Below are 15,174 nucleotides of genomic sequence, written 5' to 3'. Positions count from 1 at the left end.
GTCCCCTTCGACGGGAACCACCGACACACTCATGCGAGTGGATCACGGATCGTGACACATGATCGCACGTCATGGTGAGCGCCATGTCCGCTGAGGGCGACGAGCCGGTGAAGACCATCTGCCCGTACTGCGGCGTCGGGTGCGGGATCAAGGTGAACCAGGGCGACGACCCCGGCGACGTGAACTTCATGCCGTGGGGCGAGGCGCCGGTCAACGAGGGGCGCGTCTGCATCAAGGGCGGGGCGGCGACGCAGGTCGTCGACCACGAGGACCGGCTGACGGAACCGCTGATCAAGGAGGACGGCGAGTTCCGCGAGGCGACGTGGGAGGAGGCCTACTCGCGGATCGTCTCGGAGATGGAGTCGATCCGCGACGAGCACGGCCCCGACGCGATGGGATTCTTCGGCTCCTCGAAGACGATGAACGAGGAGAACTACCTCCTCCAGAAGATCGCGCGCCGGTACGGAACCAACAACGTCGACAACTGCACGCGGATGTGCCACGCCTCGACGGTGTGGGCGCTCCGGACCAGCCTCGGCGCGGGCGCGATGACGAACAGCATGGTCGACTTGGAGGAGTCGGCCGACGTGCTCTGGATACAGGGCGCGAACCCCGGCGAACAACACCCGATCGCCAACAGCCAGTACTTCCGGCAGGCCGTGCTGGAGGGCGCCACCGTCATCCAGGTCGACCCGCACGCCAACAAGACCACCCGGTCGTTCGAGATCGAGGAGACCGAGCGGCACATGCACCTCCAGTTGAACCCGGGCGCCGACATTCCCCTCCTCAACGTCGTCCTGAAGACGATCCTCGAACGCCACGAGGCGGAGCCCGAGGCGGGCTGGATCGACGAGGAGTTCGTCGAGGAGCGCACCGAGGGGTTCGAGCATCTCAAGGAGACGCTCGCGGACTTCGACAAGGAGGCGGCCGCCGAGGAGGCCGGCGTCCCCCTCGAAGACATCGAGCTCGCCGCGGAGAAGTACGCGATGGCGAACAACGCCGCCATCTTCACCGGGATGGGGATGAGCCAGCACACCTGCGGCGTCGACAACGTGCAGAACGAGATCAACCTCGCGCTGATCACGGGGAACCTCGGGAAGCCCGGCACCGGCGTCAACCCCCTCCGCGGGCAGAACAACGTCCAGGGGACGAGCGACGTGGGCGCGATGCCGAACGTGCTCCCCGGCTACCAGCTCGTCGACGACGACGAGGCGCGCGAGAGCGTCGAGGACGTGTGGGGGTTCAAGGTCCCCGACGAACCCGGGCTCACCAACGTGGAGATCTCCCACGAGGCCGGCCGCTCGGTGAAGGGGCTGTACGTGATGGGCGAGAACCCCGTGATGAGCGAGCCCGACGGCAACGAGGTCGAGAAGCGCCTCGAGTCGCTCGAGTTCATGGTCGCGCAGGACATCTTCATGACCGAGACCGCGGAGCTCGCGGACGTGGTCCTCCCGGCGACGACGTGGGCGGAGCGCGGCGGCACCGTCACCAACACCGACCGGCGGGTCCAGCGCATGCGCGGCGCCGAGACGGTCCACGAGAACACGAAACACGACCTCGATATCCTGATGGAGGTCGGCAGCCGCCTCTTCAGCGACGACGAGTTCCGGTTCGACGACGTGGAAGCGGTCTTCGAGGAGCTCCGGGAGGTCTGTCCGATCTACCACGGGATGACCTACGACGCGCTGGGCGAGACCGGGCTCCAGTGGCCCTGCTACGAGGAGGGCGACGAGGGCGACCAGTACCTCTACGAGGACTCCTTCGACACGGAGAGCGGGCTCGGGCAGATCGAGGGCGTCCGCCACCAGCCCCCGGCCGAGGTGCCCGACGAGGAGTACCCGCTGATCCTCACCACCGCCCGGCTGGAGGAGCACTACAACACGGGGACGATGAGCCGGCGGTCGCCGACGCTCTCGCGTCAGCACCCGGAGAACTTCGTCGACGTGCACCCGAACGACGCGGAGGCCTACGGGATCGAGGACGGCGACACCGTCACGCTCCGGTCGCGGCGCGGCGAGATCGAGGTGAAAGCACAGGTGACCGAGGACATCAAGGAGGGGGTCGTCTGGACGACGCCGCACTTCGCGGCCGCCTCCGCGAACCGCCTCACGAACGACGTGCTCGACGAGCGGGCGAAGATCCCCGAGTACAAGGCCGCGGCGGCGGACATCGCGGTCACCGTCGCCGACGGCGGGGAGAGCGCGAGCGACGGGGCGGCCTCGGACGACGCGGAACCGGCGGACGACTGATCGCGCCGGCAGCGGACGGCCTTTTTCGCTGCCCGAGAACGCGTCCAACACTGATTACGCCCCCGAGAGAAGGCTCCGGTATGGTACACCAGAACCCCGCAGCCGACGGGACCGACGCGAGTGAGGTACCGGCGTCCGACCTCGCGGTCGCGCGCGCCGCGACGCCCCGGCCCGTCGAGGCGGTCGCCGGCGACCTCGGGCTGGGCCCCGACGCGATCGAACCACGGGGCGATGGGGTCGCGAAGCTCACGCGGTCGGCGGTCCGGTCGGCGACCGCGGGCGAGCCCGACGGGACAACGGTGCTCGTCACCGGGATGACCCCGACGCCGAAGGGGGAGGGGAAGACCGTGACGACGGTGGGGCTCGGGCAGGCGCTCGCGGGGCTGGGGGAGTCGGCCGCGGTGGCCGTCCGAGAGCCCTCGCTCGGTCCCGTCTTCGGGGTCAAGGGCGGCGCCGCGGGCGGCGGGTACTCGCAGGTCCTCCCGATGGAAGCGATCAACCTCCACTTCACCGGCGACATGCACGCGCTCACGGCCGCGCACAACCTGCTGTCCGCGGCGCTCGACAACCACCTCCACCAGGGGAACGAGGCGGAGGTCGACGCCCGCCGGGTCGACTGGCCGCGCGCGCTCGACGTCAACGACCGCGCGCTCCGCGAGGTCGTCGCGGGGCTCGGCGGGCCCGCGAGCGGCGTGCCGCGGGAAGACGAGTTCGTCATCACCGCCGCCTCGGAGCTGACGGCCGTCCTCGGGCTCGCGGACGACCTGTCGGACCTCAAGGAGCGAATCGGGCGGATCGTGCTCGCCGAGGACGCCGACGGCGACCCGGTCACGCCCGCGGACCTCGGCGTCACGGGCGCCGCGACGGCCCTCCTGCGCGACGCGTTCCGCCCGAACCTCGTCCAGACGGTCGAGGGGGTCCCCGCCTTCGTCCACGGCGGCCCCTTCGCCAACATCGCGCACGGGACCAACACGCTCGTCGCCGACCGCGTCGGCGCCTCGCTCGCCGACTACCTCGTCACCGAGGCCGGCTTCGGCGCGGACCTCGGCGCCGAGAAGTTCGCGCACATCGTCGCCCGTCAGGGGGTCGTTCCCGACGTGGCGGTCGTGGTCGCGACGGTCCGCGGCGCGAAGCGCCACGGACTGGAGATGTGGCCGACCGACTTCGACGCGCTGGCCGCGACCGATCCCGAGGCGGTCCGAGCCGGCGCCGACAACGTGAAACGCCACGTCGAGATCGCGGAGTCGTTCGGGATCCCCGCGGTCGTCGCGGTCAACGTCTTCGCCGACGACGCCGCGTCGGAGCTCCGAGCCCTGGAGTCCGAGCTCGCCGAGGACGGGATCCCGGTCGCGCGCTCGACCGCTTACCGCGACGGCGGCGAAGGGGCGATCGGACTCGCCGAGCTGGTCCGCGAGCGCGCCGGAACTGGGGAGTTCGCTCCCCTGTACGACCTCGACGCCCCGCTGCGCGAGAAGATCGAGACCGTCGCCCGGGAGGTGTACGGCGCCGACGGGGTGGAGTACGTCGACGGCGCCGCCGCCGACCTCGACCGCATCGAGGCGTGGGGGTACGGCGACCTCCCGGTCTGCCTCTCGAAGACGCCGTACTCCTTCGCCGACGACCCCTCGCTGACCGGCGTCCCGGAGGGGTGGACGCTCACCGTCCGCGAGGCGTCGCCGTCGGCGGGCGCCGGCTTCGTCGTCGTCAAGACCGCGGACGTGATGACGATGCCCGGCCTCCCGGCCGAACCCGCCGCGGAGGAGATCGACGTGGACGCCGACGGGAACGTGAGCGGACTGTTCTGAACCCGACCGCGGTTCGGACTCGGGGGGCTCTACTCGAGCGCCCGCTTCTCCTTCTCGACGACCTCGACCCCGGAGATGCCGGTGTCCGGATAGCCGCCGTCGCCGTCCTTCTCCGCGGCCTTCACCATGTCCCAGACCACGTTGAGCCCGGTCGTCACGCCCTCTAGCGCCTCCATCTCGCAGCCGGTCTTCCCGGTGGTCTCCACGGCGACCGTCAGCTCGATCCGGTCCTCGCCGACGGCGAAGTCGGTGTCGACGTTCGTGATCGGGATCTGGTGGCACATCGGGATCGTCTCCCACGTGTGTTTGACGGCCTGCACCGCACCCACCCGCGCGGTCGCGAGCACGTCGCCCTTGCCGACCTCGTCGGCCTCGACCGCCGCGATCGTCGAGGGCGTCAGCCGGATCTCGCCGCGCGCGACCGCGCGGCGGCTCGTGTCGGGCTTGTCGCCCACGTCGACCATCCGGACCTCGCCGGACGCGTCGGTGTGGGTCAGGTCGCCGGTGGGATCGTCGGTAGGCTCCTCACTCATCACGCATCGCCTCGGGAAGCCGATCGATTAAGTCCGTCGCCACGAGGCCGTTCCCCAGGTCCGCGGCCGCCGCGTCGCCGGCCAGTCCGTTGACGTACGTCCCGGCCGCGGCCGCCTCGAAGGGGTCGGTCACGGCCGCGAGCGCGCCGACCGCGCCCGCGAGCACGTCGCCGGTCCCGCCGACGGTCATCCCCGGGTTCCCCGTGCGGTTCAGCCGGACCGCGTCGCCGTCAGTGACCACGTCGGTCGCGCCCTTCACGAGCAGGGTGTGGCCGACCTCGTCGGCGAACGACCGCACGAGCGCCGCGCGCTCGTCCGGGTCGTCGGCCGTCTCGCCGCCCATGCCGACCAGCTCGCCCTGGTGCGGCGTGCAGATCAGCTCGGCGTCCGTGTCGACATCGGGGACGACCCGCAGGGCGTCGGCGTCGACGACAGCGCGCCCGCCGTACCGCGACAGGAATCGCCGGACGAACTCGCGGGTCCCGTCGCCGCCGCCGAGCCCCGGGCCGAGCACGACCACGTCGTTGCCGGCGGCGAGCTCCAGCGCGCGGTCGACGTGGGCCGGCCCCACGCGGTCGCCCGGGAGGCCGCGGACGATCAGGTCCGCGGAGTACCCCTGGACCGTCCGCGCCACCGTCTCCGGGCAGGCCACGCGCACGAGGTCGGCGCCGGTCCGGAGGGCCGACCGGGCCGAGAGCGACGGCGCGCCGGTGTACGGGCCGCCCCCGATCACGAGCACCTCGCCGTTCTCTCCCTTGTGCGAGGTCGGATCGCGAGCGATCCCGAGCAGGTCGCCGGGGCCGGTGAACCGCTCCGCGGCCGCGGGGATGCCGATGTCCGCGACGGTCACGGCCGCGTCGAGCGCGGCCAGCCCGGGCTTCTCGTCGTGGAAGGTGACGACGCGGTCGGCCTCGACGCGAACCTCGTCGCCGGAGCCCTCTCCGGTCGGCTCGCCGGTGTCGGCGTCGATCCCGGAGGGCACGTCGACGGCGACGACCGCGGCGTCGGTCTCGTTCGCCAGCCGCGCCGCGGTCCGCTCCGGCTCCCGGAGCGCGCCCGCCACCCCGGTCCCGAGCATCGCGTCGACGATTACGTCAGGGTCGTCGAGCGCGAGGTCCGCGGCGTCGGCCACCGATTCGGTCGGGACTCCGGCGGCGCCGAGCGCCTCCCAGTTCTCGCGGGCGATCTCGGTCCGGATCGACTCGGGGCGTCCGAGCAGGCGGACGGTGACGTCGTACGCCGAGAGGAACCGCGCCGCGACGAACGCGTCCCCGCCGTTGTTCCCGCGCCCGCAGAGCAGCTCGACCGTCGCGCCGGGGTCGGCGAGCTCCCGGACCTCGCGGGCGACCGCGTTGCCGGACGACTCCATCAGCTGCTTCCGCGGGACGCCGAGGGCGGCGGCGTTGGCGTCGACCGCCGCCATCCGATCGCTTGTGATCATGGGCGGGACTTCGCGCGCCGCGTGATTAATGGTGTGGCCGTGGGGGACGGTGGGGCCCCGGAGCGGGGTGGGCCGCGGGTCGGCGGCGCGTCCGCGTTCCCGGAGCCGCGGTGCCGGGGCCGCGCCGGTCGTGAAATGAAAATGTTGATGCACGTCCGAAGAAAATCCGCGACGTAACAACCGTGGCACAGTCAGGACGCAACGACGGCGCTACGAGACGATGGTCTCGCGCCCGGGACGAGACGGGGACGGCGCTCCCCCGACCGACAGCGGCCCCGTATGCGGCGGCGTCCCCGACCGCGGGCCGCGGCGGAACGGCGCAGCTCCCCGCCTCCGGAACGCGCTCCGGCTGCGACGCGCGACAGACGACGCGACGACGGTCAGCCCTCGCATGAACATCGGATTCTTCACGGACAGCTACTTCCCCGGCGTCGACGGCGTCACGTACACGATCCGCGCGTGGCGGAACCGGCTCGAGGACCGGGGCCACGAGGTGTACGTCGTCTACCCGGCGAGCAGCCACGACCCCGACGAGCGCGAGCTCCCCGTGCCGTCGCTGCCGAACCCCTTCTACCGCCAGTATCGCGTTCCGCTATACCGACGCCTCTCGACGCTTCCCGACCTCGACGTGGTCCACTGTCACGGCCCGGCCTCGACCGGCCTGCTGGGCCGCCGCTACGCGAAGCAGCGCGGCGTGAAATCCGTGTACACCCACCACACCCCCGTGGAGGACTACTTCGTCCAGGGGCTGAAACTGGAGGCGCTGGCCGGGGTCGCCGGGCGGGCCTACGTGGCCTACGAGAACCGGTTCCTCCGATCGTTCGACTGCGTCACCGCGTCGACCTCGCGGATCCGGCGGGACGTGACGCCGCGGAAGCTCCCGGTCGGCATCGAGACGGACACGTTCCAGCCGGTGGCCGACTCGAAGTTCGCGAGCGACGAGCCGACCGTGGGGTACAGCGGGCGGATGACTCGGAAGAAGCACGTCGACGAGATCCTCCGGTTGGCGGAGCGCCGGCCGGACCTGCGGTTCGAGCTCGTCGGCGAGGGGCCGGTCCGGGACGACCTCGAAGCGGACGCGCCGGAGAACGCGCGGTTCCGCGATTTCCTCCCGCGGGAGGACCTCCCGGCCTTTTACTCCGCGCTCGACGTCTTCGTCACCGCCTCGACCTGCGACACCCTCGGGCTCTCGACGCTGGAGGCGAACGCCTGCGGGACCCCGGTCGCCGCCGCGGACGTGCCCCCCTTCGACCGGACCATCGGCCCGGACAACGGCGCCCGGTTCGAGCACGGCGACCTCGACGACATGGAGCGCGCCGTCGTCGACTGCCTCGACGGCGACAGGCCGACCCGCGCGGCGGTCGAGACGTTCTCTGTCGAGCGAACGATAGACGAGTTAGAGGAGATATACGGGGTGTCGTAGATGGGCGCGGACAACGTCGACGTGTTCCAGCGGCTGGTGTTCAGCGTGCCGCCGCTCTCGCGGCAGCTCCCCGCCATGGCGGTCCTCTCGGTCGTCTACAGCGTCGTCGCGTTCGCCGCCTTCTCGGCGTTCACGCCGTTCTCGCCGGAGCCGTCGACGCTCCTCCCGGTCGCGGTGCTGCTCTTCCTGCTCCCCTTCCTGTTCGCCGGGGAGCTGTTCCACCGCGTCCTCCCGGAGTACCCGCGGTCGTGGAGCTTCTTCCTCGCCGCGACCAACCAGTTCGTCACGTTCGTCTACGCGCTGGTCCTCTCCGGGGCGAACGACGTGGGGAGCGCGTGGAGCATCGTCTGGCTCCTCTTCATCACGGTCTACCTGATCAACATCCTCGCGCTCGTCGTCTCGACGGGGATCGACCGCTACAAGCGGATCCTCCTCGTCGCGCTCGCGGAGCCGGCGGCGCTGATCGCCGCCTTCTACGCGTTCGCCGGCGGGGACCTGGGGTTCTCGACGTATCGCCACGTGTTCGCGTTCGCCTCGCTGCTCATCGCGGCGGCGTTTCTCGTGTTGGTGCTCGCGATCGTCGACTACCTCATCCGGAGCAACACCGACGTCTCCGCGTTCGAGCTCACCTCCGGCATCCTCCAGAACGACCGCGCCTCGCTCGATCTGGGGATCGAGGCCGAGCCCGCCGTCGAGACGCTCGCGATCGACAACGGCGACCGGCTGACGCTCGTCGCGCCCTGGGTCCACCCCGGGCCCCTCGGCGGGTTCGGCGGCGGCCAGCTGAGCGGGAACGTCATCGACGCCCTGAACGACGGCGACGAGGGCGAGAGCGGCTTCTTCCTCCACGTCCCCTGCACGCACAAGGAGGACCTCTCGAACCCGGACGACGCCGCGAAGATCCTCGACGCCGTCGCCGACCCGAACCGCGTCGACCGCGCGTCGCGGCTGGTGAGTCACGACTACGGCGAGATCCAGTTTCACGGGCGACAGATTGGCGACAAGCAGGTGATATTCCTCCACGGCGAGGGGATCGACGACTACGACACGGGGGTGTTCATGGGCGACGTCGACGAGTCCGAGGTGTTGCTCGTGGACCTCCACAAACACGACCTACAGAACGGACCGGAGAAGGAGGTGCTGTACGGCTCCGCGGAGGCGGACCGGCTGAAGCGTCACTTCGACGACTTCCGCGACCGGCTCGCCGACGCGCCCCTGCGCGACTACGCGGCGGGGTTCGCGGTCCGCCGCGCGGACCAGGACGTGGCGGCGGTCGTCGAGGCGGTCGACGGTCAGGAGGTGCTGTGGATGGGGATCGACACCAACGGGGTCACGCCCGACGTGCGCGAGCTGGCGGCCGACTACCGCGGGGAGTTCGACGAGGTCCTGATCTTCTCGACGGACACCCACGCCTCCATCCACGAGCTCGCGAACACGACGCGATCCGACACCGACGCGCTTCGCGAGGCGGTCGAGCGCGCCGCCGCCGAGGTGGCCCCCGCGACGATCGGCCTGACCAGTCGGCGGACCCGCCCCCTCAAGCTCCTGAAAAACGACTACAACGGACTCGTCTTCAGCGTCAACATCCTGATTCGGCTGACGATCATCGCGCTCGTCATCTTGTACGGACTGCTCGTCGTCTGGCTGTTCTTCTGACCGACCGCGGCCCCCTCCGCGAGAGCCCGGTGGGCGGTCCGACTCAGAACGTGATGATCTCGTAGTCGTCGTCGACGAGCGACCGGATGCTCGGGTGGCCGTCGTAGTCGTCGAGGGTGACGAGGCCGGCGTCGGCGACGGCCTCGCCGACGCCGAACGCGCCGGAACAGTAGTCACAGACCGCGACGTCGTCGCGGACCGCCTGATACAGCTCGTGGTAGTCGCTGTCCTCGTCTTCCAGTTCGGGAATCCACTGGGTCCCCGCGCCGTCGAAGATGAGTTCGAGCTCGTCGTCGTCGTTCTCCGCGAACTCCTTGGCCGCCTCCAGCGCGTTCGCCATGCGACCGTAGTCGGCGTGCGACTCGTTGCCGGCGAGAATCACGATTGCTGCTTTTGCCATCGTGCTCCTTCGTAGTGCGCATCGACACATAACCCCCCCGCGGCTGTGTGTTCGGAACGCCGATTCGCCATGTGATCGCATGGAACACGCCGTCAGCGGATACCGATCAGCCGTGATGGCGATGGTCGTGTCCGCCGCCGCGCGAGAACCGCCCGGAGAAGGCGCGGTCGACGACCTCCGAGAGCGCGGGGTGGACGTGGACCGCGTCGCGGACGTCCGCAACCGTCCCCGACCCCGCGGTCATCGCGACGACGACCTCCTCGATCAGATTCGACGCCTCGGGGCCGACGATGTGACAGCCGAGTATCTCGCCGTCCAGGTCGACGAGCACCTTCACGAAGCCGTGGGCGTGCATCGCGCTGCCGCGGGCCGTCTCGTCGTAGGCGTAGGTGTTGGTGGCGTACTCGGCGTCCGCCTCGCGGAGTTCCTGCTCGCGCGCGCCGACGCCGGCGACCTCGGGCGAGGCGAACACCGCAAACGGCATCGCAGAGTAGTCGACCGGCTCGAGCTCGTCGCCGAGCAGGTTCCGGATCACCGCCTTCGCCTCGTGGTTCGCGCTGTGTTTCAGCAGGTACTCGCCGACCACGTCGCCGAGCGCCCACACCCCCTCAGCGTCGGTCCGCAGGTACTCGTCGGTCTCCACGAAGCCGGCGTCGTCGGTCTCGACCCCGGTCGCGTCGAGGTTCAGCGCGTCCGTGTTCGGCCGGCGGCCGGCCGCGACGAGCAGCGCGTCGCCCGTGACGCTCACCGCCTCGGCCTCCTCCGGCGCCCCGACCGTCTCGCCGCCCGCGCGCACCGAGTCGGCCTCGGGGTACGGCCGGGCCTCGACGGTCACGTCGCCGTCCTCCTCGGCGGTCGTGACGGCCTCGTAGCCCGTGTACACGTCGAAACGGTCGGCGTAGCGGTCGGTGAACGCCTCGCCCACCTCCTCGTCTGCCTCGGGCAGGAGGTGCTCGCGTCGACCCACGATCGTCACGTCGCTTCCGAACGTCCCGAAGAAGTGACCGAGCTCGGCCGCGATGTATCCACCGCCGACGATTACGAGGCGCTCCGGCGGCTCCTTCAGCCGGAGCGCCTCCGTGCTCGTGAGGTACTCCACGTCCTCGATCCCGTCGATCGGGGGGACCGAGGGGCGCGTGCCGGTGGCGATCAGGACGGTGTCAGCGCGGAGCGTGGCGCCCGCGTCGTCGCCGTCGACGACCTCGACCGTCCGGTCGTCGACGAACCGACCCGTCCCGCTGAACAGGTCGTGGGCGTCCGAAGATCCTAAGCCCCGCCGGATCGACTCGGAACTCTCCGAGACGTCGTCGTTCACTTTCCGGACGATCTCCGAGAAGTCGATGTCGACCACTTCGGCGTCGATCTCGAACTCGTTTGCGCGCTCGATCGTCTCCAGCACCTCGGCGTGGTACAGCAGCTGCTTCGAGGGGATGCAGCCGCGGTTGAGACACGTTCCGCCGAGCCGGCCCTCCTCGACGACGGCGACCGATTTTCCCCGGCCCGCCATCGCGTTCGCCACGTCCAAACCCGACCCCGACCCGATCACGAGGAAGTCGAACTCCTGCATGCCGCCACCGAGCGCGGCCGGGACCATGAACCTCCGGCCGACGTGCGGGGCGCGCGCCGAGCCGCGGAGATGCGGGCGATCTCAGAGGGTGATGACCTGGTCGACGCCGACCTCGCCGAGCGCCTCGTAGAGGTCCGGGAAGCAGCCGACGGTCGCGCCCTCCACCGTGTCCGTCGGCTCGTAGTGGTCGCGGCCGTGCTCGTCGGTGTGGTCGAACTCGGCGAGCCCTCGACGAGTCGCACACTGGTCGCACAGCATGAGCAGAATCTCCTGTTCGGCCGCCACGTCTGCGAGCCGCTGGCCCAGCGGGTCGTCCTCGCGGAGCGCGTAGGTGTTGTCGTGGAAGAAGAACATCCCGACCACGTCGGCGCCGTGCGCGCCGGCCTCCAGCTGCGGGAGGATCATGTCGCCGAGCACGTAGTCGATGGTCTGTCCGGCAGTCGCGAAGACGTAGGCGACCTTCATACGCCGGGCACAGCCGGTGTCTGCTTGGCTCCGCGTTCGTCGGCAGGAATCTCCGGGGTCGGTGACGCGGGGCTCGGGATCCGGCCGTCAGACCACGACCGACCCGAACGGGTACGCCGGCGAGTCCGCGGTCCAGACGGTCCCAGAGTCGACGTCGACGAGGGAGACGCGGTCGTCGTCGTAGTGCGAGACGGCGAGCCGCCCGTCGCCGGCCGGGGTCGCGACCAGCCCGGGCGCCGCCGTCTCGACGCGCTCGCCGTCGAGCGACCGGAGGCCGGACGCCTCGGCGTCGAGCACCCACCAGCGCCCGGCGAGCCGGAACACGTCGACCGGTCTGGAGAACCCCTCGTGGACCGCGATCGGCTCCAAGCCGAGGTCGAACTCGTGGACGACGCCGTCGCCGCGGCCGGGGACGAACACGCGGCCCTCGGTGACGACGAGGTCGTAGGGATCGGCGCCGACCGCGGCCTCGTCGGAGATCGGCTCGCCGACGGAGAGCTGACCGGACTCGGCACCGGTCTCGAAGGAGACGACGCGCGCGCCGCGTTGGTCGACCGCGTACCCGCGAGTTCCGTCGGACGAGACCGCGATGCCCTGCACGCGCGCGTCGTCGCCGGCGTCGATCGCGGCGAGCCGATCGCGGGTCTCGGTGTCGACGACGTCCACGACGCCCTCGCGTCGGCTCCCCGAGTAGAGTCGCGTTCCGTCCGGCGAGACGGCGAGTTCGTGCGGCTCGGCGCCGACGGCGACCCGATCGACGAGGGTCAGGCGCTCGGGGTCGATGACGGCGAGGGCGTCGCCGGCGGAACAGGAGACGTACAGCTCGCCGTTCGCGGCCGCGAAGTGCGACGGCCCCAACACGCCGGTCTCGACCCGGGTCACCTCGCCGCTCGGGTCGACCGCGGTGACGGCGCGCTCGCCCATGGTCGCGACGACGGTCCGCCCGCGACACGTCGTCGCGTGGACCGGATGGCTCCCCACCGGGACCTCGCCGAGGCGCTCGCCCGTGTCGAGCGCGAACAGCGCGAGGCTGTCGGCGCCCTCGCAGGGGACCGCGAGGACGCGATCGCCGGAGATGCCGTCTCCGGCGTCGGTCGACGCGTCGTCCCGCTCGACCTCCTCGGTCATCCCGTACAGGAGAAGTCGCCGCCGTCGTCGTCGCCGCCGACGCTCCCGTCGGTCTCGACGACGACGTTCGTCGCCGTCTCGACCGGGTATCGCCCCCGATCGCCGTCGACGTTCGCCCACTCGCCGAAGCCGCCGTCGTACAGCCGCACGTCCGCGAAGCCGATCGCCTTCAGCGTCAGCCAGGTCGAGGTGGGGTCGACGTTGTCGTCGCCGTAGACGACGACCGGCTCGCCGCGGTCGAGCTCCGCCTCGCTCTCGTACAGCTGGACGAGCCGGGTGGGTTCGGTCATCCGGCGCCCGGAGACGTTTCCGACCCAGTGGACGTCGACCGCGCCCGGGAGGTGGCCGTGCCGGTCGTGGTCGCCGTTCAGGGCGTCCGAGCCCGCGGCGGCGAGATATGCCTCCGGGACGCGCACGTCGACGAGGCCGGGCCCGTCGGCGTTGAACGTCCCGACCCGATCTGCGATCCACTCGCGGGTGACCCACGCCGAGTCGTCCGGCTCCGGCTCGTACTCGGTCGGCGAGACGCGGTCCCGCGACCCCGTTCCGAGCCGGCCGTTCCAGGCGGAGAGCCCGCCGTTGAGGACGCGGATCGACCCCTCGTGACCGACCGCGGCGAGCGCGAACGCGACGCGGGTGACGCGCGACCCGACGCTCGCGCCGTAGACGAGCACGTCGTCGTCCGGGGACACGCCGACCTCGCCGAACGCGGACGCGATCGCGTCTGTGTCGGGCACGTCGCCCTCCTCGGTCGACTCGCGGGCCGTGACCGCGTCGAACGGCACGCGTCGGGCGCGGTAGATGCGCTCCTCGCGGAACCGCTCCGGGTCGCGGGCGTCGAGGACGACGGTGTCCTCGCGGTTGTCGGCGAGCCAGCTCGGCCCGACGAAGTGTCCCACGTTGCCCGACACCTCGTTCTGCGCCGCCACGTCCGCGGGGGTCGTCACGCCCAGACAGCCGGCGGTGCTCGCCGCGCCCGCGACGGTCGCCCCCGCCGCCGCCCGCAACAGGCCGCGGCGGGTCGCGTTCTCGGCGGGATCGGAGTCGCCGCCGTCGCCGGTCGAGTGCTCCCCCGTCATCCGCAGTAGCAGTGGTCGTCCATGCACCACGACGCCTCCATCTCGCCGAACGTGATCCCGAGCGACGCGAGCGACGCCTGGAGGCTCGCCACGGCGTCGCTCTCCGGACGGACGGTGCCGGCGGCGGCCCCCGTGGGCGCCTCGCCGACCTCGATCGTCTCCGTGACCTCGCGGCTCGCGTGGTCGATCACGGCGACCTGGTTGGCGTCCTGCACGGGGACGTACAGCTTCTCGCGGTTCGGTCCCCACGACGCGGAGATGCTGCTCCCGCCCACGTCGAGGGTCGTCTCGTACTCGAAGCTCTCTAAGTCGATCACGCCGACGCCCTCGCCGGGGATGAGGAGATAGGCGGCCTCGTTGTCCGGCGACACCTCGCTCGTGATCGGCGCGCCGGGCAGGCCGTCGTCGCGGGTGATCTTCCCGACCTCCTCGGGGTTCTCGGGGTCGGAGATGTCCCACAGGCTCTCGGAGCCCTCGCGGGGCACCTCGGGCTCGCCGCCGAGCGTCCCCTCGCCGTTCTCGACGAGGAGGTACTCCCCGTCGAACGCGGCGGTACACATGAACGGGAGGACGTTCCCCTCGGTGACCGGTTCGCCCGCATCGACGCGCGCGACCGTCTCGAACGGGTCGACGCTCAGCACGCGGATCGCCTCGTCGGCCACGTCGACGACGAACGCGTAGTCGCCGTCGGGGCCGAGCGTCATGTCGCAGGGACCGACGTAGCCGGTCTCGATCTCCGCGGTCACCTCGCCGAAGGTCTCGCTGTCGCGGTCGGCGTCGACGCGGAAGATGGCGTGGTTCTCGTCGCCCTCGGGCTCCATCCCGGTCGTCCCGCCCGAGGCGATCAGCAGGTGATTCCCGTCGGGGGTCACGTTCGGGTAGTTCGGGCCGTACCCGGTCTCGACGAAGGCGACCTCCTCGAGCGTTCGCTGGTCGATTCCCCGGACGCCGCCGGAGACGTTGAGCCAGAGCACGTCGTGGTCGTCGTCGATGCCGGTCGAGTACTGGTTGGCCGGGAACGAGGCGGTCGTCCCGAGGAACGCGGAGGTGAGCAGCTCGTCCGACTCGGTGTCGATCACGCTGACGGTCCGGTCCCCGTTGTTGAACACGAACATCGTCGGCTCGGACTCGTCGCCGCCCTCGCCGTCCCCGCCGGAACAGCCCGCGAGGGCCGCGGTCGCGCCGACGGCGCCGGAGCTCTTGAGGAGGCGCCGTCGGTCGACCCCCTCCGCGAAGGGGTTCCGTCGGTCGTCGTTCGCCAGATCGCTCCCCTTCGCGGGGCGGGGATCCGCGGCCCCCTCGGAGGGGCGCGAGTCCGCGTCGGTCGTCCCGCAGCCGCAGTCGTCGCTCATACCCCACCGACGGGTCTCACGGCTAAAGACTCCCCGGACCTCCCGCTCGTTGCCCCGTGTGCCACGTACCGGCGAT

At 71.1% G+C, this 15,174-nt stretch carries 12 protein-coding genes; 4 read left to right on the top strand and 8 right to left on the bottom strand.

Annotation, left to right across the window (positions count from 1 at the left end; genetic code table 11):
* The first annotated feature begins 83 nt into the window (after nt 1-83).
* Together fdhF and JIN95_RS11120 are read left to right on the top strand one after the other, a co-directional pair.
* Nucleotides 84-2,249: a formate dehydrogenase subunit alpha gene (gene fdhF, locus JIN95_RS11125; protein ID WP_200531499.1), complete on the top strand. Its 2,166-nt coding sequence runs from the start codon at nt 84-86 to the stop codon at nt 2,247-2,249.
* An 80-nt stretch (nt 2,250-2,329) separates the two neighbouring features.
* Complete coding sequence (locus JIN95_RS11120; protein WP_200531498.1) at nt 2,330-4,054, top strand: formate--tetrahydrofolate ligase; 1,725 nt, start codon at nt 2,330-2,332, stop codon at nt 4,052-4,054.
* Between the two features lie 29 nt (nt 4,055-4,083).
* Here the strand turns inward: JIN95_RS11120 and moaC are convergent, their stop codons facing one another.
* The gene (moaC, locus tag JIN95_RS11115) at nt 4,084-4,587 is read right to left on the bottom strand and encodes a cyclic pyranopterin monophosphate synthase MoaC (RefSeq protein WP_200531497.1); all 504 of its coding nucleotides are present in this window, start codon (nt 4,585-4,587) and stop codon (nt 4,084-4,086) included.
* Nucleotides 4,580-6,028, bottom strand: coding sequence for an NAD(P)H-hydrate dehydratase (locus JIN95_RS11110; RefSeq protein ID WP_200531496.1), 1,449 nt, complete (start codon nt 6,026-6,028; stop codon nt 4,580-4,582). The genes moaC and JIN95_RS11110 overlap by 8 nt, the downstream gene beginning before the upstream one ends.
* A 391-nt stretch (nt 6,029-6,419) precedes the next feature.
* Here JIN95_RS11110 and JIN95_RS11105 point away from each other — a divergent pair, with 391 nt between their 5' ends.
* Together JIN95_RS11105 and JIN95_RS11100 are read left to right on the top strand one after the other, a co-directional pair.
* Nucleotides 6,420-7,451, top strand: a complete 1,032-nt coding sequence (locus JIN95_RS11105) for a glycosyltransferase (protein WP_200531495.1) — start codon at nt 6,420-6,422, stop codon at nt 7,449-7,451.
* Entirely contained in the window at nt 7,452-9,107 is a 1,656-nt protein-coding gene (locus tag JIN95_RS11100; protein WP_095636112.1) for a DUF2070 family protein, read from the top strand.
* A 43-nt stretch (nt 9,108-9,150) separates the two neighbouring features.
* Here JIN95_RS11100 and JIN95_RS11095 read toward each other — a convergent pair whose 3' ends face one another.
* The 6 genes from JIN95_RS11095 to JIN95_RS11070 form a co-directional block, all read right to left on the bottom strand.
* Nucleotides 9,151-9,507, bottom strand: coding sequence for a DsrE family protein (locus JIN95_RS11095; RefSeq protein ID WP_200531494.1), 357 nt, complete (start codon nt 9,505-9,507; stop codon nt 9,151-9,153).
* Nucleotides 9,508-9,613: 106 nt separating this feature from the next.
* Nucleotides 9,614-11,101, bottom strand: a complete 1,488-nt coding sequence (locus tag JIN95_RS11090) for a dihydrolipoyl dehydrogenase (RefSeq protein ID WP_303646642.1) — start codon at nt 11,099-11,101, stop codon at nt 9,614-9,616.
* Nucleotides 11,102-11,155: 54 nt separating this feature from the next.
* Nucleotides 11,156-11,539 (bottom strand): SaoD/DsrE family protein, encoded by a 384-nt coding sequence (locus JIN95_RS11085; protein WP_137703798.1) that lies wholly within the window; start codon nt 11,537-11,539, stop codon nt 11,156-11,158.
* Between the two features lie 87 nt (nt 11,540-11,626).
* The gene (locus JIN95_RS11080; RefSeq protein ID WP_200531493.1) at nt 11,627-12,667 is read right to left on the bottom strand and encodes a YncE family protein; all 1,041 of its coding nucleotides are present in this window, start codon (nt 12,665-12,667) and stop codon (nt 11,627-11,629) included.
* Nucleotides 12,664-13,773, bottom strand: a complete 1,110-nt coding sequence (locus tag JIN95_RS11075; RefSeq protein ID WP_321169261.1) for a rhodanese-like domain-containing protein — start codon at nt 13,771-13,773, stop codon at nt 12,664-12,666. Before JIN95_RS11075 ends, JIN95_RS11080 begins: the two co-directional genes overlap by 4 nt.
* The gene (locus JIN95_RS11070) at nt 13,743-15,098 is read right to left on the bottom strand and encodes a twin-arginine translocation signal domain-containing protein (RefSeq protein ID WP_095636117.1); all 1,356 of its coding nucleotides are present in this window, start codon (nt 15,096-15,098) and stop codon (nt 13,743-13,745) included. The genes JIN95_RS11075 and JIN95_RS11070 overlap by 31 nt, the downstream gene beginning before the upstream one ends.
* Between the last annotated feature and the right edge of the window lie 76 nt (nt 15,099-15,174).

Source organism: Halorubrum sp. LN27, from assembly GCF_016635065.1.
Classification (GTDB): domain Archaea; phylum Halobacteriota; class Halobacteria; order Halobacteriales; family Haloferacaceae; genus Halorubrum; species Halorubrum salipaludis.
The sequence above is the reverse complement of the archived record's forward strand: the minus strand, read 5'-3'. Positions and strand labels throughout refer to the sequence as shown.